16 protein-coding genes and 1 pseudogene are annotated in these 23,116 nt (G+C 69.4%); 8 read left to right on the top strand and 9 right to left on the bottom strand.

Going from position 1 to position 23,116, the window contains the following annotated elements; all coding sequences use genetic code 11:
- Positions 1–39: 39 nt before the first annotated feature.
- Positions 40–387 (bottom strand): DUF6504 family protein, encoded by a 348-nt coding sequence (locus FNH21_RS10340; RefSeq protein ID WP_152814883.1) that lies wholly within the window; start codon positions 385–387, stop codon positions 40–42.
- 136 nt (positions 388–523) lie between these two features.
- Here FNH21_RS10340 and FNH21_RS10335 point away from each other — a divergent pair, with 136 nt between their 5' ends.
- Positions 524–2,929, top strand: coding sequence for a protein kinase domain-containing protein (locus FNH21_RS10335; RefSeq protein ID WP_152814880.1), 2,406 nt, complete (start codon positions 524–526; stop codon positions 2,927–2,929).
- Between the two features lie 9 nt (positions 2,930–2,938).
- Here the strand turns inward: FNH21_RS10335 and FNH21_RS10330 are convergent, their stop codons facing one another.
- The 5 genes from FNH21_RS10330 to FNH21_RS10310 all read right to left on the bottom strand — a co-directional run bounded on the left by FNH21_RS10330 (position 2,939) and on the right by FNH21_RS10310 (position 10,050).
- Positions 2,939–3,841, bottom strand: a complete 903-nt coding sequence (locus FNH21_RS10330; protein WP_152814877.1) for a TIGR01777 family oxidoreductase — start codon at positions 3,839–3,841, stop codon at positions 2,939–2,941.
- 385 nt (positions 3,842–4,226) lie between these two features.
- Entirely contained in the window at positions 4,227–4,658 is a 432-nt protein-coding gene (locus tag FNH21_RS10325) for an OsmC family protein (protein ID WP_152814874.1), read from the bottom strand.
- Between the two features lie 206 nt (positions 4,659–4,864).
- The gene (sucB, locus tag FNH21_RS10320) at positions 4,865–6,736 is read right to left on the bottom strand and encodes a 2-oxoglutarate dehydrogenase, E2 component, dihydrolipoamide succinyltransferase (RefSeq protein WP_152814872.1); all 1,872 of its coding nucleotides are present in this window, start codon (positions 6,734–6,736) and stop codon (positions 4,865–4,867) included.
- Positions 6,737–6,895: 159 nt separating this feature from the next.
- On the bottom strand, positions 6,896–8,278 hold the full coding sequence (gene lpdA, locus FNH21_RS10315) for a dihydrolipoyl dehydrogenase (protein ID WP_191931844.1): 1,383 nt from the start codon (positions 8,276–8,278) through the stop codon (positions 6,896–6,898).
- A gap of 224 nt (positions 8,279–8,502) precedes the next feature.
- On the bottom strand, positions 8,503–10,050 hold the full coding sequence (locus tag FNH21_RS10310; protein WP_191931843.1) for a leucyl aminopeptidase: 1,548 nt from the start codon (positions 10,048–10,050) through the stop codon (positions 8,503–8,505).
- Between the two features lie 204 nt (positions 10,051–10,254).
- Here FNH21_RS10310 and FNH21_RS10305 point away from each other — a divergent pair.
- The 4 genes and pseudogenes from FNH21_RS10305 to FNH21_RS10290 form a co-directional block, all read left to right on the top strand.
- Positions 10,255–11,205: pseudogene (locus FNH21_RS10305) on the top strand (proteasome assembly chaperone family protein); the annotation flags it as partial.
- A 416-nt stretch (positions 11,206–11,621) separates the two neighbouring features.
- Positions 11,622–12,962, top strand: coding sequence for an MFS transporter (locus FNH21_RS10300; RefSeq protein WP_191931842.1), 1,341 nt, complete (start codon positions 11,622–11,624; stop codon positions 12,960–12,962).
- 82 nt (positions 12,963–13,044) lie between these two features.
- On the top strand, positions 13,045–14,427 hold the full coding sequence (locus FNH21_RS10295; protein WP_152814860.1) for a DUF4192 domain-containing protein: 1,383 nt from the start codon (positions 13,045–13,047) through the stop codon (positions 14,425–14,427).
- A gap of 310 nt (positions 14,428–14,737) precedes the next feature.
- The gene (locus FNH21_RS10290; protein ID WP_191931841.1) at positions 14,738–15,949 is read left to right on the top strand and encodes an RNA polymerase sigma factor; all 1,212 of its coding nucleotides are present in this window, start codon (positions 14,738–14,740) and stop codon (positions 15,947–15,949) included.
- Between the two features lie 284 nt (positions 15,950–16,233).
- Here the strand turns inward: FNH21_RS10290 and FNH21_RS10285 are convergent, their stop codons facing one another.
- Positions 16,234–16,455 (bottom strand): DUF7455 domain-containing protein, encoded by a 222-nt coding sequence (locus FNH21_RS10285; RefSeq protein WP_104049807.1) that lies wholly within the window; start codon positions 16,453–16,455, stop codon positions 16,234–16,236.
- Between the two features lie 253 nt (positions 16,456–16,708).
- On the opposite strand from FNH21_RS10285, the gene FNH21_RS10280 reads away from it, so the two are divergent.
- The gene (locus tag FNH21_RS10280; protein ID WP_191931840.1) at positions 16,709–18,817 is read left to right on the top strand and encodes a DNA gyrase subunit B; all 2,109 of its coding nucleotides are present in this window, start codon (positions 16,709–16,711) and stop codon (positions 18,815–18,817) included.
- Between the two features lie 37 nt (positions 18,818–18,854).
- On the opposite strand, the gene FNH21_RS10275 is transcribed toward FNH21_RS10280, so the two are convergent.
- Together FNH21_RS10275 and FNH21_RS10270 are read right to left on the bottom strand one after the other, a co-directional pair.
- Positions 18,855–19,847, bottom strand: a complete 993-nt coding sequence (locus FNH21_RS10275; protein WP_191931839.1) for a M48 family metalloprotease — start codon at positions 19,845–19,847, stop codon at positions 18,855–18,857.
- A 7-nt stretch (positions 19,848–19,854) separates the two neighbouring features.
- Positions 19,855–20,223, bottom strand: coding sequence for a BlaI/MecI/CopY family transcriptional regulator (locus FNH21_RS10270; protein ID WP_152814854.1), 369 nt, complete (start codon positions 20,221–20,223; stop codon positions 19,855–19,857).
- A 222-nt stretch (positions 20,224–20,445) separates the two neighbouring features.
- Here FNH21_RS10270 and FNH21_RS10265 point away from each other — a divergent pair, with 222 nt between their 5' ends.
- Together FNH21_RS10265 and cydB are read left to right on the top strand one after the other, a co-directional pair.
- A complete protein-coding gene (locus FNH21_RS10265; RefSeq protein ID WP_152814850.1) occupies positions 20,446–22,017 on the top strand; it encodes a cytochrome ubiquinol oxidase subunit I in 1,572 nt (523 codons plus the stop codon).
- A gap of 75 nt (positions 22,018–22,092) precedes the next feature.
- Positions 22,093–23,115 (top strand): cytochrome d ubiquinol oxidase subunit II, encoded by a 1,023-nt coding sequence (cydB, locus tag FNH21_RS10260; RefSeq protein WP_152814847.1) that lies wholly within the window; start codon positions 22,093–22,095, stop codon positions 23,113–23,115.
- Position 23,116: the final 1 nt, after the last annotated feature.

The following is a 23,116-nucleotide window of genomic DNA, read 5'->3' as shown; positions in this document are numbered from 1 at the left end:
CGCGGTGACACGAGGATCGTCGGATCAGGACGGCCGAGCTCATTCCGGGACCGAGAAGGTCAGCTTCAGGCGTACCAGCCGCCATTCGTGACCCGCGCTCCGCACCTCGAAGTGCAGGAGGGGTCCAGCGGCATTCGTCTGTGCGCGGAAGCGCCAGAAGTGGGCCCTCAAGGCCCGCACGGGCGCCGATCCGGCGGCATCCGAGCCTAGGACCGGCAGTGCGCGCCAGGTCGTCCAGTGACGGGTGACTCCGATGACCCGCCACTCCGAGCCACGCCACTGGATCCGTTCCGGTCGCGTCTCGCCGTCGACCTGGGAGACGTGCAGGACGATGGGTTCGTCGAGCGGTCTCCACGCCGTTCCGCCCTCGATGGTGCTGTCCCTCATGACGTTCCTGTTCCGATCGCCGGATGAACGTTAAAAATAGAACACACGTTCTATCGGAGCAAGCTCCGTCGGTGGGTGATGTCGGGAGGCTGTGGATAACCCTCGGGGCGACGCCGTCATCGCCTAGAACAGATGTATGCACTACCCCTCCTCCCTCCCGCCGTCTCCGGACCCGGATGCCAGTGGTGCCGCCCTGCTGCGCTCGGACGACCCGTGGTCGCACGACGGGCCCGTTCGTCCCGTGGTGGCGGGCCTGTCCGTAGGACGCCTGCTCGGGCGGGGCGGCGCCTCCCTGGTGTGGCAGGTCACGGACGCCGACGGCCGGAGGTTCGCGCTCAAGGTGCCGACGACGTCGTCGGACGTGGGTGAGTCGTCGCGCACGAGCCGGAATCAGAAGGACGCCGGCGCGGCCGTGCAGGCTGCAGAAGCGCCGCGCGGCGCACGGGGGAAGCGACCGGCGGGAGCCGGAGAGGGCGGATCGGCCGGCATCGCACGCCGTTCGTCCGGCGGCGATGCTGCCGCGCCCAGCGCGTCGTCAGCCCCCACACGGCGCGGGCGTCGGGCTGCCGAGACGTCACTCGCGATCTCCGCTGCGCGGAGGGCGCCGGCATCGGCACAGCACCTCACCGCAGCGGCCGAAGAGCCGACCGGGCCCTTCGGACGCGCGACGGAGGCGCCATCAGCCGGGGGGATGGCGGGGACGCCTCCGGAGGCGGACGGTCTCGCGCGCGAGCTCGCCCTGCTGCAACGCTTCAGTCACGGCCACCTCCTCCGCGTGCACCGTATCCTCCCGACGGACCAGGGCCCCGCCCTGCTCTCCGATCTCGCGGCGGGCGGATCGATCCTCGCCCTGGTGGCCGGCCGGGGTCCGCTGCCCATCCCGGAGGTCGTGACGTCGCTGGTTCCCATCGCGCAGGTCCTCCAGTACCTGCACGACGCCGGTGCAGTGCATGGCGACGTGACGCCGGGGAACATTCTCTTCACCCACGAGGGTAAACCCGTCCTCGCCGATCTCGGGACGGGCCGGCTGCTCGGCTCGGATGCGGCGACGTCCCACGGGACTCCCGGTTTCATCGATCCCTCGGGTGGTGGCGGGTTCGACCCGGGAGCCGACGTCTTCGCGCTGGCGGCGGTGACCTGGTTCGCCATGACCGGGCGCGTCCCCGGCCCCACGGAGCAGCGCCCGCCGCTGTCGCTGATGGTGCCCGAGGTCCCGGCGCCACTCATGCACCTCATCGAGGACGGGTTGAGCGCTGATCGCGGACGCCGTCCGACCGCCGAGCAGTTCGCCCGGACACTCCTCTCGAGTGCGGCGGCCCAACCTGTCGACCTGGTGCCCGCCGTGCATCCCAGTGTCCTCCCAGAGCTCATGACCCGCCGTGCACCTGCCCCGTCAGGCGGAAGACCCACGGGTCGGCGGCGCCTTGTGACGGTCCTGCGCTCGGCATGGCGGCGCGGGGTGACACCGGGGGGTTCACGGCGCGCTCCCGGGGAGCAGCGAACCGCGCGGCGCGGCACTCCGCGTCCCGGAGCAGGCAGGGCGCAGACCAGGGCCATGCGTGTCCGATCGGGGCGCGCCGCCGTGGCGGTCCGCCCCGGTTCCCTGATCGAGGGGGGCTCGTCCGGCGGCCCCCGCGGTGGCGCGGCGCCGGGCAGCACACCCGCTAGCGGCAGCCTCCGCTCCCTCCGGTCGCATCCGCGCGATGAGCGGGACGCGACCCTCCGCAGCCGGGCGGCCATGGTGGCGGGAGCCCTCGCCCTGGCGCTGCTGGTCGCCGGGCTGGCACTGACGGTGAGCAGTCCTTCGGGTCCAGGCGTTCTGTCCGCGCCTGTAACGACGACGGCGGATGAGCCGGGAGAGGGTGTCGGCGAGGCACGGACGGAGGACGGTGCGGAGGTCGACCGGTGGGGTCGGAGTTCGGGAAGAGCGGCGACACCGGAGGACGGGGGCGCCTCGGAGACCGGCTCCGGTCAGGCGCGGGAGGAGGATGAGAACGAGATCGAGGATCAGGCGGTGGAGCGCGATCCGGGTGGCGGTGCCCGGGAGGGGGCCGCTCCATCGGCACCCGCTGTGGAGAATTCCGGGAGTGAGGACCCGGTGATCGCGCTCGGTGATCTCGCGAGCCGACGGGCGAAGGCCTTCGCGACCGCGGATGCGTCCCTGTTGTCGCGGATCGATGTGGCGGGATCTCCGGCGATGACGGTAGACCGCGAGGCGGTGGAGTCACTGGCGACGTCCGGAGTCACGCTGCCGGACCTGACGATCAGCATCAGGGAGCCCAGGGCCCTCACCGGGGACGAGCGTGCAGCGCTGCCGGCGCTCGCGGACTCACCTGCGGTCAGCGGTGCTCCGTCCGGAACGACCGTGTCGCTGGTGCGGGCGATCGCGGCCCTGTCCTCCTACACCGAGGAACGAACCGTCCCGGCCGACGAAGGCGGGCCACCGTCGCTCATGGCGGCCGGCCGGCAGGACATCATCTTCGTCCTCTGGAATTCGGGGGACGGCTGGCGGATCCACTCCACGATCGAGCCCCCTGCCTGAGAAATGCTGCTACTGCGTCGACCCGACGTTCCGACGTACCCAGGCGGCGAGCGCCTCCGGGGTCGGTTCGTCGAACGAGAAGCCAGACGCAATGAGGGCGCGCGGCTGCATTCGGGTACTCACGAGGAGGAGCTCGTAGCCGAGCTGCCCGATGGCCGCCTTGAGGATGAAGGAGGGGGCCCGCAACCACACCGGCCGGTGGAAGGCCTTCCCCAGCTGCAGGGCGATCGTGTCGAGGGTCGCGGGCGTCGGGGCGCTCAGGTTGACGGGCCCCGAGAGGTCAGCCGTGAGGAGGAACTCGATGGCACGGATCTCGTCGTTCAGACTGATCCAGGGCCACCACTGGCGACCGGACCCGAGTGAGGTCCCGATGAACGCCCGGATCGGGACGAGGAGGTTGGGCAGCGCGCCTCCCTCCTTGGCCATGACGATGCCGGTGCGGGGGAGGACCACCCGCACGGAGGACGGGGCGCCGAGTGCCTCCGCCTCCCACCGACGGCAGATGTCCGCGAGCAGCGTCTCGCCCGACGAGGAATCCTCCGTCAGCACGTCGTCACCGCGGTCGCCGTAGTAACCGGACGCCGACTGGCTGATGAAGACCTCCGGCGGGTGGGCCGCCCGGCGCATCGCCTGCACCAGGGTCCTCGTGGGCATGATGCGGGATGCGTACAGGGTCTCCTTGTAGCTCCGCGTCCACAGACCGCCGGCAATTCCCGCACCCGACAGGTTGATCACGGCGTCTGCCTGCTCCACCGCTGCGACATCCAGTTCACCCCGTGCCGGATCCCAGCGGATCTCCCCGGCCCCCTTGGGTGCGCGCCGCACGAGGCGTGTCACCTCGTGGTTCTTCTCGAGCTGACGAACGAGGGCTGTTCCGATGGTCCCGGACGCGCCGGCGAGAAGGATACGCATGTCTCCATCGAACCACTTGTGCGCGACGAACGGTATCGGGCCCCCGCGCGGACGCGGTGACGCCCGAACGCGACGAACGGTATCGGGCCTTCGCGGACACGGTGACGCCCGAACGAGACGAACGGTGTCGGGCCTCCGCAGACGCGGTGACGCCCGAACGCGACGAACGGTGTCGGGGCCCGCGAACGTAGTGGCGTCCCCGAGTAGTGGGGCGTCATCGGCCTCGCCGACAGCCGACGTCGCGCAGGTCGGACCACGCAGGACGAACCGACGGCCGAGGATGCAGGAAGACCCCCGGAACGGATCCGGGGGTCTCCTCCTGCGAGCCGTGAGCGGTCCTGCGAGCGGGTCCGGGACCGGATGCCGGTGAGGACCGCCTCAGGGATCAGCTGTGTAGTGTCGCCGTCAGGGAGATGTCCTTCACGCCGGCCAGCGCCTGGGACACGGGGCAGCCTTCCTTCGCGGCCTGCGCCACACGCTGGAAGTCCTCCTCGGAGAGGTCCGGCACGGTGGCGTCGAGCGTGAGGTGGATCGCGGTGATCCCGGTGCCGGGCTGGAAGTCGACCTCGGCCTTGGTCTCGACGCGGTCGGGCGTCTTGCCCTCCTCGCCGAGCGCGTGGCTGAAGGCCATGGAGAAGCAGGCGGAGTGTGCGGCGGCAATGAGCTCCTCGGGGCTGGTCTTGCCCTCCGACTGCTCTGCGCGGGCCTTCCAGGTCACGTCGTAGGTTCCGAGGCCGGAGGAATCGAGCGTGACCTGCCCCGAGCCCGAGGGCAGATCTCCGCTCCAGATGGTGTGGGCTGTGCGAACGGTAGCCATGGTTCTCCTTGCTGTCCGGCCGGACGCGGAGGTCGCGCCCGGTACTTCCCTCCCATCCTAGGAGCACATCCGCGTCCTGCCGCGCCCCACCGACGCCGGCGCGGACGGGCTGGACCGGGACGCCGGCGGACGGTAGCCCGGGGACGACGGAAGCCGCCTCCCCAGGGGGAAGCGGCTTCCGTGCGGGCGCGACGGCCCGGATGCTGCTAGAAGCCGAGATCGGCCTCGAAGGCGCCGCCTTCCAGGCGTGCCTTGAGCGTCTGCAGGAAGCGTCCTGCATCCGCGCCGTCGACCAGGCGGTGGTCGTAGGTCAGGCTCAGGTACATCATCGACCGGATGGCGATGGTGTCGTCGCCGTCCACACCCGTGATGACCACGGGGCGCTTGACGATGATGCCCGTCCCGAGTATCCCGACCTGCGGCTGGTTGATGATCGGCGTGTCGAACAGGGCGCCGGCGGAGCCGATGTTCGTGATCGTGAACGTGCCGCCGGAGAGCTCGTCGGGACCGATCTGGCCGTTGCGGGTCCGTGCTCCGACATCGGCGATCTTCTTGGCGAGCCCACCGAGGTTGAGGTTACCGGCGTCCTTGATGACGGGGACGAGCAAGCCCTTCTCGGTGTCCACCGCGATCGCCAGGTGCTCGGCGTCGTGGTAGGTCACTTCCTTCTTCTCCTCGTCGAAGGAGGCGTTCAGCTTGGGGTGCTGCTTCAGTGCCTCGGTGACGGCCTTCGAGATGAAGGGCAGGAACGTGAGCTTCGCGCCGTTCTGCGCGAGGAAGGTGTCCTTCGACGCGGTCCGCAGCTTGGCGATCCGGGTCATGTCGACCTCGATCACCTGGGTGAGCTGCGCCGAGACCTCGAGGGACTCCCGCATGCGCTTGGCGATGGTCTGGCGGATGCGGGGCGCCTTCTCCACGGTGCCGCGCAGCTTCGAGGGCTCGACGGCGGGCGCCGCGGGCTTCGACGGTGCTGCGCCTCCTGCAGGAGCGGCGGGCGACGGCGCGGCCGGACCGGCCTGCTGGGCGGGCTCCGCCTGCGCCGCCTTCCGGGCCTCGGCGGCGTCGAGGACGTCCTGCTTGCGGATGCGCCCTCCCACCCCGGTGCCCTTGACGGCGGACAGGTCGACGTCGTTCTGGTGCGCGAGGCGTCGCACGAGCGGGGTCACGTACGCGGATGCGTCCGAATCGCTGGAGTCGGACTTCTCGGCGGGCTTGTCACCGGACTTCTCGGCGGGCTTCTCCACCGGCTTCTCAGCAGCGGCGGGCTGCGGAGCCGGCGCGCCGCTCGCGTCGTCGTCGGGCTCCGACGTACCGGAGGCGCGCTCGGCCTCATGGTGGGAGCCGGGCTTCTCCGTCGGGGCGTCCTCGCGCTCCTCGGCAGGTGCGGCCACGAGCGGCTCACCCGATGCTGCCTCGACCTTCCGAGGGGCGGACGCGCCGGCGCCGATGACGGCGAGGACCGCGCCGACCTCGGCGGTCTCGTCCTCGTTGACGCGGATCTCCTGCAGGGTGCCGGCCACGGGCGACGGGATCTCCGTGTCGACCTTGTCCGTCGAGACCTCGAGGAGGGGCTCGTCGACCTCCACCTCGTCGCCGATGGCCTTCAGCCAGCGGGTGACGGTGCCCTCGGTGACGCTCTCGCCCAGCGCGGGAAGGGTGACCTCGGTGCCTTCGCCCGATCCGGTGTCGTCGCTCCCGGCGCTGTTCCCACTGTCGGAGGACGGTGCCTCTGCCTCAGAGGCCTCCGAGGCCTCCGATGCTTCGGACTGCGAGGGCTGTTCGGCCTCGGCCGGTGCGTCGTCCGCGGCCGGAGCGGCATCGCCGGAGTCACTGCTGCCCGATCCGTCGCCGATCCGGACGAGCCGTGCGCCGACCTCGGCGGTCTCGTCCTCGGCTACGAGGATCTCCTCGATGACGCCGGCGATGGGCGACGGGATCTCGGTGTCGACCTTGTCGGTGGAGACCTCGAGGAGCGGCTCGTCCACCTCGACACGGTCACCGACCTGCTTGAGCCAGCGGGTGACGGTGCCTTCGGTGACGCTTTCACCGAGAGCGGGCAAGTTCACGGATTCAGACATAATGCGCCCGTTTCTCCTTCGTAGATCGTTCCTGACAGCTGATCGACGAGCGTGGCCCGCTCAGCTGGACGTGCGTGAGATTCCTGGTTCCGAGCTTAGTCCACGCCTCCGGGGCGTGGACCAGGCTCGTGGGACCGTGTGACGGCTCCCGGACGGGCGTCAGCCGTGCAGCGGCTTGCCCGCCAGCGCGAGGTGCGCCTCGCCGAGCGCCTCGTTCTGCGTGGGGTGTGCGTGGATCAGCGGGGCGACGTCCTCCGGGTAGGCCTCCCAGTTGACGATCAGCTGTGCCTCGCCGATCTGCTCGCCCATGCGGCTGCCGAGCATGTGGACGCCGACGATGGGACCGTCCTTCTCCCGGACGAGCTTGACGATCCCGCCGGTGCCGATGATCGAGCTCTTGCCGTTACCGGCGAGGTTGTACTCGTGGGTCAGCACGTTCTCGTCACCGAATTTCTCGCGGGCGGCCTTCTCGGTGTAGCCGACCGAGGCGATCTCCGGATCGCTGTACGTGACCTTGGGGATGTTGAGGTCGGCGACGACGACGGGCTTCAGGCCCGCGATCTCCTCCGCCACGAAGATGCCCTGCTGGAAGCCGCGGTGGGCCAGCTGCAGGCCGGGGACGATGTCGCCGATCGCGTAGATGGTGCCGACGCCGGTGTGGAGGCGCTCGTTGGTGATGACGAAGCCGCGGTCCATCGTGAGGCCCGCCTCCTCGTAGCCGAGGTTCTGCGTGACCGGTCCGCGGCCGACGGCGACGAGCATGAGGTCCGCCTCGAAGGTCTTGCCGTCCTCGAGCGAGACGACGACGCCGTCGTCGTTCTGCTCGACCGACTTGAAGCGGGTACCGGTGTTGAACTTGATGCCGCGCTTCTTGAAGGCGCGTTCGAAGTTCTTCACGATCGACGCGTCCTCGTTGGGCACGAGCGAGGGGAGCGCCTCGACGATCGTGACGTCGACGCCGAAGGACTTCCACACCGAGGCGAACTCGCAGCCGATGACGCCGCCACCGAGGATGATGACGGACTTCGGCACGAAGTCCATCGTCAGGGCCTGGTCCGAGGTGATGACCTTGCCGCCGATCTCGAGGCCCGGGAGGCTGCGGGAGAAGGACCCGGTGGCGAGGATGATGTGCTTGCCGGTGTAGACGGTGCCGTCGACGTCGATGGTGTTCTGTGACGCCAGCTTGCCGGATCCTTCGATCACGGTGATGCCCTTGGACTTGATGAGTCCCTGCAGGCCCCGGTACTTGCCGGCGATGATGCCGTCCTTGTAGGCGTTGACCGCGTTCATGTCGATGGACTCGAACGTCGCCTTCACGCCGTACTTCTCGGCGTCGCGGGCGCCGTCGGCGATCTCCGCGGAGTGGAGGAGGGCCTTGGTGGGGATGCAGCCGTTGTGCAGGCAGGTGCCGCCGAGCTTGCCCTTCTCGATGAGCCCCACCGTGAAGCCCAGCTGCACGGCACGGAGTGCGGCGGCGTATCCGCCACTTCCTCCGCCGAGTACCAGGATGTCGAATTCTTGCGCAGTTGCCGATGCGGCCACTTGAACGCTCCCTCGCGTGGTCTGGGACGCGCCCTGCGCGTCGGTTGGTGGATCGTTTGCTCATGCGGTCGCGATGCGGTCGCTGATCGTTCGTGTGCTTTGTTTTTCACCCTATCCCCACGGTGCATCCGGCTTCTACTCGAAGTCGGTGCCGGACGCACCGTGGGGTCGTGATGTGCGCAGTCTCACGCGCCGGGGGTCCGTCCGCCGGACGGACCCTCCGGTCAGACCGTGCGGGCGAGGGTGTCCTCGACATAGGCGAGGAGCGTACGGACGCCGACGCCGGTGCCCGCCTTGGGCGTGTAGCCGTAGGGTGCACCCTCGTTGAACGCCGGGCCCGCGATGTCGAGGTGCGCCCAGGGGATCTTCTCGCCGTCGACCTGGCCGACGAACTCCCGCAGGAACACGGCTGCGGTCATCATGCCGCCGTTCCGCTCGCCGATGTTCGCGATGTCGGCGACCTGGGACTCGAGGCTCGGCCGCAGCTCTTCGGGGAGCGGCATCGGCCAGAACTGCTCGCCCGCGCGGTCTGCTGCGGCCTTGACGGCGTCACGGACGCCGTCGTCGCCCATGACGCCCGAGACCCGCGTGCCCAGAGCGATCATCTGCGCACCCGTGAGGGTGGCGATGTCGATGATCGCGTCAGGTGCCTCCTCGCTCGCCGCGGCGAGGCCGTCGGCCATCACGAGCCGGCCCTCGGCGTCTGTGTTGAGGACCTCGACGGTGCGCCCGCCGTAGATGGACAGGACGTCCTCGGGGCGCTGCGCGGTACCCGAGGGCATGTTCTCGGCGAGGCATAGCCAGGCCGTGACCTTGGCGGGAAGGCCCAGTTCGGCGACGGCCAGGAGGGTGCTGAGGACGACGGCGGCACCGGCCATGTCGAGCTTCATGGTCTGCATGCCCGCCGCGGGCTTCAGCGAGAGTCCACCGGAGTCGAAGGTGATGCCCTTGCCCACGAGGGCCAGGTGCACGGCGGACTTGGTGGGGGAGTACTCGACCTTCACCATGCGCGGGGGACGGGACGAACCCTTGCCGACGCCCAGGATCCCGCCGTAGCCGTCCCGCTCGAGGCGCTTCTCGTCCATGACCGTGACCTTGATCGGCAGGCCCCGCGTCAGGTCCTTGGCCGCCTGGGCGAAGGTCTCCGGGTACAGGTGGCTGGGCGGCTGGTTGACGAGGGAGCGCGTGGTGTTGACGTTCTTCCCGAGGATGGTGGCCCGCCGGAGGGCGGGAGCCATCTCCGCGTCGTCGGCCACGGCCGTGTGGACGACGACGTTGCGCACTGCCGCTCGGTCGGTCGCCGGGGCGATCGTCCCGTCGGCCTTCATGCCCGACTTGTGGCCCTCGTAGCTGTAGGCGCCGAAGGCGGCGCCTTCCGCGACGGCTGTCGCCGCAGCCACCGTCGTGGCGGGGAGTGCGATGACCACGGTGTCGAGCCCGGTGAGCTGGCGGACCGCGGCTCCCGCCGCGCGGCGCAGGGTCTCGGCGGGTACCTCGGCGTCCGCGGACACCGCACCGACGCCGGACAGGACGAGCGAGTCCGCGCTGGTCTCCGGCAGGCCGGGGAGCCGGCGCACCTCGTCCGCTGCCCCGGTGATCCCGAGCACCTGCAGGGAGTCACCGAGGGCGCGCGCGGCCTTGGCGGGAAGAGGGTTCTCGAGCAGGACCGGTCCGTCCGTCCCCTTGGCGACCGCGATCACGAGCGCGTCGCTCGGGATCTTCTTGATGTCCTTCGCGGAAGCCGTCAGGTGTAGTTCGCTCGTCTTGATCACGGAATCTGTCTCCTCGTGTCCGGATGGGTTGTCCAGATGCTGCATGCTGCGTGGTTCCGGTATCTGGTGGTCCGGGAACCGTCCTGACGATCGTAGTCTCTGTGCCGCGGGTGCCCCGCAGTCGTTCGCAGGACGCATACCGCGCGATCCGCAGCCGCCGCGTGCCGCCCGGGCCCGCGGTCCGCCACCCTCCCACTCCCCGGAATGAAGCCGGTCCGGGTGGCGTTGACACCTGCAGGACCACGGAGCAAGGAGAGAGCCATGCTGGATCCACGAACCCTCTACAACATCAACACCGACGTCTTCGACGACCCCGCGACCAAGGGCCTCCCGCTGCTCATGAGCCTCACGGGCTTCATGGACGCCGGCCAGGTGGTGTCCCAGGTCAGCGAGGAACTGATGGAGGTGCTCGAGCACGAGCCCGTCGCCGAGTTCGATGCCGACCAGCTCATCGACTACCGCGGGCGACGCCCGCGGATCACCTTCGTCGAGGACCACCTGACGGACTACCGGCCGCACCGTCTCGGCCTCCACCGCCTGTACGACGGCCTCGGCGAGCCGTTCCTCCTGCTGACCGGTCTCGAGCCGGATCTGCAGTGGGAGCGTTTCTCGAGCGCCGTCGTCGGACTGGTGAAGGACCTCGAGGTCTCGATCGTCTCCTGGGTGCACGCCATCCCCATGCCCGTCCCGCACACGCGCCCCCTCGGCGTGACCGTGCACGGCAACCGTCCCGACCTCATCGACGGCATGAGCGCGTGGCGGCCGACGGCGGAGTTCCAGGCATCGATCGGGCACGTCCTCGAGATGCGCCTCATCGAGGCCGGGAACGACGTCGTCGGGCACGTCATCCACGTGCCGCACTACCTCGCCGAGGCGGAGTACCCGCCCGCGGCCGTCGCCGGACTCGAGTACCTCGGCGCGTCGGCGCGGCTCGTCCTGCCGACGGACAGGCTGCGCGAGACGGGCCGCGACGTCGAGCGGCAGATCGCCCGGCAGGTGGGGAACTCCACCGAGGTGCAGTCCGTGGTCACGTCCCTCGAGCAGAGGTACGACGAGTACGCCGACGGAGCGGCCCGCCGGTCGCTGCTGGTGAAGGAGAACAGCGAACTGGCGAGCGCCGACGAACTCGGCGCCGCCGTCGAGGCCTACCTCGCCAGCCCCCAGGCGGAGGAGGAGTCGACCCTGCTGTGGGACACCGAGTTCCTGGGGACGACGCCCATCGACTACGGCTCGCACGGCAGTGCTGCAGGTGGAGCGGGAGCGGAGGGCTCCGACGCGGCCGTCGGGTCTGACGAGTCCGACAGGTCCGACGGGTCCGGGAGCGGGGCGCCAGGGGCGACGGACGACGACGGCCCGTCCGGCACCCAGCCGTCCTCCTGAGCCGGCGCACGAGTCCCCGCACCTCGATCCAGCGCCTCGATTCCGTCTGATCCCCGCGGCGGGAGCCGGTCGGACAGGCCGGCTCCCGCGCCGACGATGCCCATCCGCCGACCAGGCGGGTGGGCATCGTCATATGCGGCAGGGCCGCAGGAGGGCGATCCTGCAGGGGACGCCACGGGATAATGGGAAGCGTGATCTTCTCGAGGGCTGGACTGGTGTGGGCGGCAGGCGTGCTGGCGTATCTGGTGGCCGTGACGCAGCGCACCACGTTCGGGGTGGCAGGGCTCGAAGCGACGGACCGTTTCGGCGCGACGGCGTCCCAGCTGTCCGTCTTCACCGTGGTGCAGCTGCTCGTCTACGCCGGCCTGCAGGTCCCCGTGGGTGTCCTGGTGGACAGGTGGGGGCCGCGCACGCTGATCGTGGCCGGTGGTGTGCTGATGGCGCTCGGCCAGGCGCAGCTGGCCTTCGCGGATTCGGTCGGTGCCGGTATCGTCGGACGGTTGTTCGTCGGCGCCGGTGATGCGACGACGTTCATCAGTGTGCTGCGCCTCCTCCCCGCCTGGTTCGAGCCACGGCGCATCCCGGTGCTCACCCAGTGGACCGGCATCATCGGTCAGCTCGGGCAGGTGGTGTCCGTCATCCCGTTCGTCGCCCTCCTGTCGGGCGTGGGGTGGCAGCCCGCGTTCCTGTCCGCTGCCGCGCTGTCGGTGCTCGCCGTCGTGCTGTCCCTCGCTGTGATCCGCGATTCCCCCGTCGCGGGCAGCGAACGCCGGTCCCAGACCCTCCGGGAGACCGGGACATCGCTCGCCGAGGCGTGGAAGCAGCCGGGAACGCGGCTGGGGCTGTGGTCGCACTTCACCATCCAGTTCCCCGGGACCGTCTTCGTGCTCATGTGGGGCTACCCGTACCTCGTCCGCGCGGAGAAGGTCGGGGAAGGCGCGGCGTCCGCGCTCATGACGTTGTTCGTGGCCGTGGGTATCGCCTGCGGACCGCTCCTCGGGCGCTACGTGGGCCGCCACCCGCTCCGCCGCTCCACCATGGTGCTCTCCATCGCCGGCCTGATGGCGGCTGCCTGGCTCGCCGTCCTGCTCTATCCGGGGCCCGCACCCCTGCCTCTGCTGACCCTCCTGGTGGTGGCGCTCGCCGTCGGCGGCCCCGGATCGATGATCGCCTTCGACTTCGCGCGCACCTTCAACCCCGCGGCCCGCATGGGCACCGCGACCGGGATCGTCAACATCGGCGGCTTCATGGCATCGCTCCTGACGATGTTCGTGATCGGGATCGTGCTCGACCTCCTTCTCGCGGGTGGGTACTCGCGCGGCGACCTCTACGCCCTGACCTCCTTCCGCCTCGCGATGGCCGTCCAGCTCGTGGTGCTGGCCACCGGTGCGACGGCGGTGGTCGTCGCGCGCGGGAGGGTGCGACGGCGGATGGCGGAGCAGGGCGTCGTGGTCCCGCCCCTGCGGGACGCGCTCGCCTGGGAACGGCGGCTGCGCCGTGAGCGGAAGGCCGCGCGGAGGCAGGACGGCTAGGACCGTCGGCGGGTCCGACCCGTTGTCCACATAGCAGCGCATTCTCGCGCGTCCCGCCGGAGACGCCACGAGGCTGGATCGCATGTCCTCCTTCACGAGCCCCGCAGCGGGCAGCCACGCGTCCCCGTCCTTTGCCGTCACCTCGCCGGCCGACATCCTGTCCTATGTACCTCATGCCCTCGGGTTCATGCCCGAGGAGAGCCTCGTCGTCCTGACCACCTCGGAGCGGCGACTCGGCGCCACGCTCCGGGTCGACCTCCCGTGTTCCGGCACGGATCGGCTGACCTTCGCCGAGGGTGTCCTGTCCTTCCTCGAGGGCGACACGGAGGCGGACGGCACGCTGGTCCTCGTGTACTCGGGCCAGGAGTGGCAGCGGCTCACCGCCCCGCCGGCGTCCGACACGGTACGCGCCCTGGAGGCCGTGCTCGGAGCTGCCGGTCTGCCCGTCCGCGCGGGGTGGCACGTCTCCCACGAGGCGTGGCGGGACTACTTCTGCCGCGACGAGGAATGCTGCCCGTGGCCGGGCCGGCCGCTCGACACCGTGACCGACAGTGCACTCAACGCGGAACTCGTCTATGGCGGCAGCGCCTTCGACGCGTCCGCTCCCGCCGCGGTGGAGCGGACCACACCGTTTCTCCGGACGGAATTTGCGGCGACGGGCGGGACCCACCCGGACATCGAGGACGCCCAGGCCCTCGCCGTCGCCCGGTGTACAGGCCGGTGGACGGACGAGGGCCAGTTCCGGGCGACGTCAGCGGTGTGGGATGCCGTGCTCGAGGGCACTCCCGGGATCGATGTCGCTGCCGACGCCGGCCTCGCAGGATTCCTGCTCGCAGCCGTCGAGTCGAGGACGGTGCGTGACTACCTCCTGGTCAGTGCGTGCCTGGGGTCCGCCGCAGCCCTGCAGGGTGCCGCGGCATGCGGCCTGCTCCGACCGTCGCGGGCGCAGGGGAAGATCACCCCGGCGGTGTCCCCTCGCGAAGCCGGTCCGGCGCAGGTGCCGGTGCGCGGCGACCTTCCCGAGGCGCTTCGAGCAGCGCTGGATCACGGAGCGACGTCCTCGGCATCCGAGTGGTTCGGGCAGGAGGAGGATCCTGACGCCCTCGGCCGTCCCCTCGACGAGGCAGCCCGGCTGTACGGTGATCTCCTCGCGGGGCGCTACGCCGGGACGATCGAGTGGGCACGCGTCGATGCGATGAGCCACGTGCTCGGTCGCCTCGCACGGGTCGCCGAGGGGGAGTCGAGGGCTGCCGCACTGACGATGGCCGCCTGGTTCGACTACGCGAGGGGCAGGGGATCACGGGCGGCCGTCTACCTGGACGCCGCCGAGCGGGCGGTGCCGGGGTATCGTCTCGCCCGGCTGCTCCACGAACTCCTCCGGCGCGGTGGGATGCCTGCCTGGGCCAGGACCCGCAGGACGGCGTGGACGGCGACCGCCGGGCAGAGTCGTGGGACCGCTGCGTGACGGGCGCGCACCGGGCTGGCGGGTGCAGCCTGCCGCGCCCGTCTGCACCGACGAAAATTTCCGGCGCGACGGTCGGTCATGAGACAATGAAATTTGAGACCCGGTTGGGTCCGTGCACCAGAACTCGATCGAGCGTTCCCGTCCGTGCAAGGCCGCGAGGCCCACGTCGGCAGGGAATAGCGCGGTCGGCGGGACCGTTCTCCAGGGAACGGACTCCGTCGGATTCGTCTGGGATCAGCGCGGACTTGACAGGGTCATAGTGGTGTTGTCCGTCTGATGACACCACACACCGCCGTATGAAAGGTCCCCTGTGCCGGTCAAGAAGACAGCAGCTCCGGCGTCGACAGACGCTGGTACCACCACTACCAAGCGACGGGTAACGGCCAAGAAGCCTGCCACGAAGGCTGCTTCCTCCGCTGCGGCGGCCAAGGCCTCCGCCGCGCAGGGTTCGGTGGACACGCTCGAGCCGACAGATCCGGCCATCGAGGTCGCCGTCGACACAGAGCCCGAGGATGCCAAGCCCGAGGCGGCCGAGGTCGGCACCACCACCGGTTTCGTCTACTCCGATGCGGACGACGACGACGCCCCCGCGCAGCAGGTCGTCTCGGCCGGCGCGACGGCCGACCCCGTCAAGGACTACCTCAAGCAGATCGGCAAGGTCGCGCTGCTCAACGCGGAGCAGGAAGTCGACCTTGCGCTGCGCATCGAGGCCGGCCTGTTCGCCGAGGAGAAGATCGCCGCCGATCCGGACATGGATGCGAAGCTGAAGCGCGAGCTCGAGTTCGTGATCCACGACGGCAAGCGCGCCAAGAACCACCTCCTCGAGGCGAACCTCCGCCTGGTCGTCTCGCTGGCCAAGCGCTACACCGGCCGCGGCATGCTCTTCCTCGACCTCATCCAGGAGGGCAACCTCGGCCTCATCCGCGCCGTCGAGAAGTTCGACTACACCAAGGGCTTCAAGTTCTCGACCTACGCCACCTGGTGGATCCGTCAGGCCATCACGCGGGCCATGGCGGACCAGGCCCGCACCATCCGTATCCCCGTGCACATGGTCGAGGTCATCAACAAGCTGGCCCGTGTCCAGCGACAGATGCTGCAGGACCTCGGCCGCGAGCCCACTCCGGAGGAGCTGGCCCTCGAACTCGACATGACGCCGGAGAAGGTCGTCGAGGTGCAGAAGTACGGCCGCGAGCCCATCTCGCTGCACACGCCGCTCGGCGAGGACGGCGACTCCGAGTTCGGCGACCTCATCGAGGACTCCGAGGCGGTCGTCCCCGCGGACGCCGTCAGCTTCACCCTCCTGCAGGAGCAGCTGCATTCCGTCCTCGACACCCTGTCCGAGCGTGAGGCCGGCGTCGTCGCCATGCGCTTCGGCCTGACCGACGGTCAGCCGAAAACGCTGGACGAGATCGGCAAGGTCTACGGCGTCACCCGCGAGCGTATCCGCCAGATCGAATCCAAGACGATGTCCAAGCTGCGCCACCCCTCACGCTCCCAGGTGCTGCGCGACTACCTCGACTGATCAGCGGCTCCGGCATCGCCGGTCCTGCCTGGTGCACACAGGGCCCCTCCCTCGGGAGGGGCCCTGTGTCGTTCGAGCACGGCAGCAGGTGTCGCGATCGGCTGCCGCGCCGTGGCGGCTGCAGCGCCCAGCACGTGCGCGTGGGTCCATGGCTGGGCCCGGATGCAACGGGGCGCGTGCAGAAGCAGGAAAGGCCCCCTCCGATGGAGGGGGCCTTTCCTTGTCAGCTCCCTGTACACGGGGGGCGCTGGTGTCGTACGTCGGATGGGGCGGGATGATCCCGGTCAGTCGGCCACGACGGCGGGCTTCTCGTGAAGCCGCTGGGTCTCGTCCTGCCACTCGGATGTGAGCGGCTTCAGGTTGGCTTCGACTGCACGCGCGTGGTGGCCGCAGAACAGAAGCTCTCCACCGGAGGACTGAAGGACCGCCCGCACATAGGCCTGGGCGCCGCATCGGTCACAGCGGTCCAGGGCAGTGAGTTCGCGAGTTGCTACTGCAGTGGTCATGAATGCCTCCTCATGTGGATCGTGTACTCATATAACCACTATTCGTCGCCGCCTCTTCGCAGGCTGGGCCTCCTTTCGCTCCGGGCGTACCGGGGGTATGGGGTGCAGTCGCCGAGCCCCGGAATCCGGCCCCGATCGCGCCCTTCCGGCCGGTGTCGGTCACCCGTAATAAACTGGCCGAGACTCTTCCCCACCATCACCCTCCTGACGCCTGTCCTGGATCGTGCCGTCCCGCCAAGGAGACCCCCGCACCGTGACACCTCCCACTTCGGACTACACAGCCCGGCACCTCTCGGTGCTCGAGGGACTCGAAGCAGTCCGCAAGCGCCCCGGCATGTACATCGGGTCGACGGACTCACGGGGCCTCATGCACTGCCTCTGGGAGATCATCGACAACTCGGTCGACGAAGCACTGGCCGGGCACGGACAGAGCATCACGGTCATCCTGCACGCCGACGGGTCCGTCGAGATCCACGACGACGGGCGCGGTATCCCGGTGGACATCGAACCCAAGACCGGTCTCACCGGGGTGGAGGTCGTCTTCACGAAACTCCACGCCGGAGGCAAGTTCGGTGGCGGCTCCTACACCGCCTCCGGTGGGTTGCACGGTGTCGGGGCCAGTGTGGTCAACGCCCTCTCCTCGAGGCTGGACGCCTTCGTGGACCGCGGCGGCAAGACGTACACCATGTCCTTCCGCCGCGGTGAACCCGGTACCTTCAAGGACGCGAGGACGCCGTCGCCCACGTCCGCCTTCGAGCCGTTCCTCGACGGATCGCGCCTCGACGTGGTCGGGACGGCAAAACGGGGCGTCACCGGGACGCGCATCAGGTACTGGGCGGACCGCCAGATCTTCACCGCCGATGCGACCTTCTCCTACGAGGAACTCCAGACGCGGGCACGACAGACGTCCTTCCTGGTCCCGGGACTCCGCATCGTGCTGCGCGACGAGCGGAGGATGCCGGGTACACCCGGTGAGTCGGGGCCCGTGGAGGAGGTCTTCCAGCACGACGGCGGCATCTCCGAGTACGCCGAGTTCCTGGCCCTCGACGCCGCCGTCACGGACGTCTGGCGCATCCAGGGGTCGGGTCGGTTCAAGGAGTCGGTCCCCGTCCTCGACGAGCGGGGACACAGCAGGATGGCCGAGGTCGAGCGCGACTGCGACGTCGACATCGCCCTGCGCTGGGGCATCGGCTACGAGACCACGGTGCGCAGCTACGTCAACATCATCGCGACACCGAAGGGCGGGACGCACCAGAGCGGCTTCGAGGGGGCCCTCCTGAAGACGTTCCGCAAGGTCATCGGGGACAACGCCCGCAAGCTGAAGGCCGGCAGCGACAAGATCGAGAAGGACGACGTCTTCGCGGGGCTCACCGCCGTACTCACCGTGCGGCTCGCCGAACCGCAGTTCGAGGGCCAGACGAAGGAGATCCTCGGCACGTCCGCGGTGAAGGCCATCGTGACGAAGGTCGTCGAGAAGGAGCTCCAGGCGCGGCTGACCTCCGCGGCGCGCAACGACAAGACGCAGTCCACGCTCCTCCTCGAGAAGGTCGTGGCGGAGATGAAGTCGCGCATCTCCGCGCGCGTCCACAAGGAGACCCAGCGCCGGAAGAACGCCCTGGAGACCTCGACCATGCCCGCGAAGCTCGCCGACTGCCGCATCGACGACCAGGAGCGTTCCGAGCTGTTCATCGTCGAGGGTGACAGCGCTCTCGGGACGGCCAAGAACGCGCGGTCCTCCGACTACCAGGCGCTGCTTCCCATCCGGGGCAAGATCCTGAACGTGCAGAAGGCCTCGGTCGGCGACATGCTGTCGAACGCCGAGTGCGCTGCCCTGATCCAGGTCATCGGAGCCGGGTCCGGCCGGAGCTTCCAGCTCGATGCCCGGAGGTACGGCAAGGTCATCCTGATGACGGACGCCGACGTCGACGGCGCGCACATCCGCACGCTCCTGCTCACGCTGTTCTTCCGCTACATGCGGCCGCTGGTCGAGGACGGGCGTGTGTATGCCGCGGTCCCGCCCCTGCACCGGGTCGAGGTGATCAACGGCGGGTCGAAGGCGAACGAGATGATCTACACCTACTCGGAAGCGGAGCTCAACCGTCTGCTCGCGGCGATGGAGAAGCAGGGCAAGCGCTACAAGTCGCCCATCCAGCGGTACAAGGGGTTGGGGGAGATGGACGCCGACCAGCTGGCCGAGACCACCATGGATCCGCGGCACCGGACGCTGCGCCGTGTGCGGATCCAGGAGGCGGAGTCCGCCGAGCGCGTGTTCAATCTCCTCATGGGGAGTGATGTCGCTCCGCGGAAGGACTTCATCGTGGCCGGGGCGTCGTCGCTCGACCGGGATCGCATCGACGCCTGAGGCGGATCCGCAGGAGGTACAGGCCTGCGGTCGCGGCTCAGCCGAGCAGTTCCGGTGCCACCAGCAGGGCGGGCGGGACCACGAGCAGCAGGCCGGCCGTCGAGAGAGCCAGACCCTGCTGGAATCTGCTCAGTGGTGGAAGCGGTGTGAGCAACCGGCTCAGGCGGTGCGCCGTGGACCGCGTGCCGGCCGTCCCGCCGGTCACGGCGGCACCGGCACTCGTGTCGCGTCCCGGGTCGTCGGCGAGGGGGTCGTCGAGGACGTCCTCCGCCCGGGGGAGCGCCCCCGAGCCGACGATGGCGATCGCCCGGACGAGGGTGGGCTCGTCCACATGGCGCAGCGCCTCGTCGTCCGCGAGCATCTCGATGAGCTCACTCACGGCCCGCTGGGCGAGCCGTGACGTGGGAAGCCAGGGGAGCGCGGAACGCCAGGCTGCGAATGCCCACAGCAGGAGGTGGTGGCGCTGGTGCAGGTGGGCGCTCTCGTGCGTGAGCACGGCGTCGAGCTCGGCGCGGGTCAGCAGGTCCATGAGTCCGTCGGACATGACGGTGACCGACCGGGCGCCACCGGGCAGGCAGTAGGCGACCGGGGCGGGATGGTTGATCACGAGCGTCGCGGGCTGATCCGCCGCAGGCGAACTCAGCAGGTTCAGCATGTCGCGATGCCGGCGCCGCTGGCGCCGGATGCGGATGAAGGTCAGGACCAGGGTGCTGATCAGGTGGGCGAACAGGAGGGTCGCCGCGCTGATGGCGAAGACGTGGACGACACCGAGCGTCTCGGCGGATTCGTCGTCGATCAGGATGTCGAGGAAACCCACGGAGGCGGAGACGAGATTGTCCCCCAGGGGTTCGAGACCCCAGACGAGCATCGCCCCGATCATCGACAGGCCACCGGCCAGTGCGATCGACTGCCACAGGACCATCGCCGTGAACGGCGCGCGGGCCGGCCAGGACGCGCGTGACAGCGCGATCGGCGCGGGCCACGCGAGGATGATCGCGAGAGCCGCCAGGAGATAGGAGGCCCAGAACACCGGAGGGTCAGCTGCCGCCGAGCAGCTTGCGGAGGGTCTGCGCCTCGGCCTCGGAGACGCTGCCGATGAAGCGGGCCAGCACGGCCTCGCGGTCGGGAGCCGTCACGAGGACCTCGTGCATCAGCTCGGCCGTGTGGTCTTCGCGGCTGGTCACGGACCTGTAGCGATGCGGGCGGCTGTCGCGCTCCCGCTCCACCAGGCCCTTCTTCTCGAGGCGTGACAGGACGGTGAGCACCGTCGTCACGGCCAGTTCGCGTCCCACTTCTCCCGACGGCGCCTCGGCGATGGCGTCCCGCAGCTCATTGGCGGTCGCCGCCTCCGGTGTCGCCCACAGCAGATCCATCACCGTGCGTTCGAGGTCTCCGAGCGTTGCCATGTTCTTCCTTCGATCAATCCGCGATCCCGGCCCGCCTCGTACAGGGATCCGCCCCCCGGAGGGAGCGATGAAGCGTGGTGCATCTAACGTACAGCCTTGCGCCGCACATTTCTACTCCACGTAGAAGTACGGGTGAAATCGTTCTACACTGTGTAGAAGAACTTTTCTACACGCCGTAGAAGTCCCGTCCGGAGCGACGGTGGGCACAGCTGAGAGGGCCTCATGGAAGCCTTGGAGATCGCTAGGTGGCAATTCGGGATCACGACCGTCTACCACTTCGTCATGGTGCCCCTGACGATCGGTCTCGGGCTCCTGGTCGCGGTGATGCAGACCATGTGGCATCGCACCGGCCATGAGCAGTATCTGCGCATGACGAAGTTCTGGGGGAAGCTCTTCCTCATCAACTTCATCGTCGGGGTGGCCACGGGACTCGTGCAGGAGTTCCAGTTCGGCATGGCGTGGAGCGAGTACAGCCGTTTCGTCGGTGACGTCTTCGGCGCACCGCTGGCCATGGAGGCGCTGCTCGCCTTCTTCGTCGAGTCCACCTTCCTGGGTCTCTGGATCTTCGGCTGGGGCCGGCTGCCGAAGCGGCTGCATCTCATGTCGCTCTGGGCCGCGGTCCTCGCCTCGGTGTTCTCCGCCTACTTCATCCTGGTGGCGAACTCCTGGATGCAGCACCCCGTGGGCGTCGAGATGGTCGAGGGCCGGCCGGTGATGACGGACGCGTGGGCCGTCTTCACCAACAACACGGCACTGGTCGCCTTCCCCCACACGCTCTTCGGGTGCCTCGCCGTCGCCGGGGCATTCCTCCTCGGCATCAGCTGGTACCACCTGTGGAAGCGTCGCCACGACGGGATCGACGCCGTCGGCGCGGACGGCAGGGTCGTCGTCGGCGCACGGACGGGATCGCGCGACGCCGTCGACCACGCCGTGTGGCTGCGCTCGGCGCGCGCCGGAGCCGTCGTCGCCATGATCGCCTTCGCGGGCACCGGCATCACCGGCGACCTCCAGGGCAAGCTGATGTTCGACCAGCAGCCCATGAAGATGGCCGCGGCCGAGGCTGCCTGCCACGACGGCACCGGCTTCTCCATCCTGTCCGTCGGCAACCTCGGGGCCCAGAGCTGCGACGACATCACCGCCGTGATCGAGGTCCCGGGGGTGCTCTCCTTCCTCGCCAACGGTGACTTCACCACCGAGGTCAAGGGTGTGAACACCCTCCTCCCGGAGTACCAGGAGAAGTACGGCACGAATCTGCCCGATGACCCCCGGTACGGCGACCTCGCCGGCACCGAGATCGACTACCTGCCCGTCATGGAGGTCACCTACTGGGGCTTCCGCATCATGATCGGCTTCGGTGCGATCGCCGCCGCCGCAGCCGCGGCCGCCCTGTGGGTCCTGCGCAGGGGCACCGTCCCGGAGTCGCGCTGGCTGATGCGCCTGGCGGTGTTCGGGATCCTCGCACCCTTCGGCGCGAACATCGCGGGCTGGGTGTTCACCGAGATGGGCCGCCAGCCCTTCGTCGTCGCTCCCAACCCGGATCCGACCGGCGTCGACGGAGTCTTCATGTTCACCGCCGCAGCCGTGTCACCGGGTGTGTCCCTGACCGAACTCGTCACCTCCCTCGTCCTGTTCACCGCCGTCTACGCCGTACTCCTCGTCGTCGAGGTGAAGCTCCTCATGACCTACGTCCGGGGCGGCACCGCATCCGCGATGCCCGAACTCGCCCACACCGGCGACGACGACGCGCGGAGCGGCAGGAAGGACGACGGCGATGTCCTCGCGTTCGCCTACTGACCGGCCCTCCGGTCGTCGCGGGAACGCCACCCGCACCACAGCACCCCTTCCGTCCGCACCCCGAAAGGCACCACGATGACCGAGGCCCTGCCCACCGTGTGGTTCGTCCTCATCGCCCTGCTCTGGGCCGGCTACCTCTTCCTCGAGGGTTTCGACCTCGGCGTCGGCATGCTCATGAAGCTCATGGCGCGCAACGACACCCAGCGGCGCGTCCTGCTCAACACCGTGGGCCCGGTCTGGGACGGCAACGAGGTCTGGCTCGTGACCGCTGTCGGTGCCACCTTCGCCGCCTTCCCCCTCTGGTACGCCTCCCTCCTGTCCGCGCTCTATCTGCCCTTCATGCTCGTGCTCCTCGGACTGATCTTCCGGGCCGTGGCCTTCGAGTGGAGGGGCAAGCATGACAGCGACGCCTGGCGCAACCGGTGGGACTGGGCCATCGCCCTCGGCTCCTTCACCGCGGCAGCAGGCATCGGGGCGGCCCTCGCCCTGACCACGACCGGCCTGCCGCTCGACGCGAACGGCGATCGGGTCGGCGGGGCGTTCGCCTGGGCCACGGCACCGGCATTCCTCGGGGCGGCCGCCGTCGTGCTCTTCTGCCTGGTGCACGCCGCGGCGTTCGTGGCACTCAAGACCGATGGTGGCGTCCGCCGCCAGGCTGATCGCCTGTTCCGGCGGCTACTGCCGGTCGCCATGATCCCGTTCGTCGGGTGGGCGCTCCTCATCCAGGCCGACGACGGAACGGTGGTCACCTGGTCCGCCGTCGTCCTCGCCGTGGTCGCCTTCCTGGTCTCCCACAGGTCCGCCGCGATCGGCCGGGACGGCCGGGCCTTCGCCGCCCTCGGCATCGGGATGCTCATCCTCGTCGGGTCCATCTTCGGCGCCGCGTTCCCGGTGGTCCTGCCGTCGACGATCGACACCGCGTTCGACCTCACGGTGCAGAATGCCTCGTCCTCGCCCTACACTCTCGGCCTGATGAGCATTGTCGCCTGCATCGGATTGCCGCTTGTCCTGGCTTACCAGGCCTGGACATACTGGGTGTTCCGTCGGCGTGTGTCGGAGGAGAGCATCCCCGCGGCCCACGCCGTCCAAGCCCTGTGAG

It is taken from the genome of Arthrobacter bussei (assembly GCF_009377195.2).
Lineage (GTDB): Bacteria > Actinomycetota > Actinomycetes > Actinomycetales > Micrococcaceae > Arthrobacter_D > Arthrobacter_D bussei.
The sequence above is the reverse complement of the archived record's forward strand: the minus strand, read 5'-3'. Positions and strand labels throughout refer to the sequence as shown.

Excerpts from the sequence above, each read along its gene's own strand:
- FNH21_RS10285 (WP_104049807.1), bottom strand. The coding sequence starts at position 16,455 with ATGACCACTGCAGTAGCAACTCGCGAACTCACTGCCCTGGACCGCTGT.
- FNH21_RS10325 (WP_152814874.1), bottom strand. The coding sequence starts at position 4,658 with ATGGCTACCGTTCGCACAGCCCACACCATCTGGAGCGGAGATCTGCCC.
- FNH21_RS10340 (WP_152814883.1), bottom strand. The coding sequence starts at position 387 with ATGAGGGACAGCACCATCGAGGGCGGAACGGCGTGGAGACCGCTCGAC.
- FNH21_RS10270 (WP_152814854.1), bottom strand. The coding sequence starts at position 20,223 with ATGGCAACGCTCGGAGACCTCGAACGCACGGTGATGGATCTGCTGTGG.
- FNH21_RS10265 (WP_152814850.1), top strand. The coding sequence starts at position 20,446 with ATGGAAGCCTTGGAGATCGCTAGGTGGCAATTCGGGATCACGACCGTC.
- sucB (WP_152814872.1), bottom strand. The coding sequence starts at position 6,736 with ATGTCTGAATCCGTGAACTTGCCCGCTCTCGGTGAAAGCGTCACCGAA.
- cydB (WP_152814847.1), top strand. The coding sequence starts at position 22,093 with ATGACCGAGGCCCTGCCCACCGTGTGGTTCGTCCTCATCGCCCTGCTC.
- FNH21_RS10295 (WP_152814860.1), top strand. The coding sequence starts at position 13,045 with ATGTCCTCCTTCACGAGCCCCGCAGCGGGCAGCCACGCGTCCCCGTCC.
- FNH21_RS10335 (WP_152814880.1), top strand. The coding sequence starts at position 524 with ATGCACTACCCCTCCTCCCTCCCGCCGTCTCCGGACCCGGATGCCAGT.
- FNH21_RS10330 (WP_152814877.1), bottom strand. The coding sequence starts at position 3,841 with ATGCGTATCCTTCTCGCCGGCGCGTCCGGGACCATCGGAACAGCCCTC.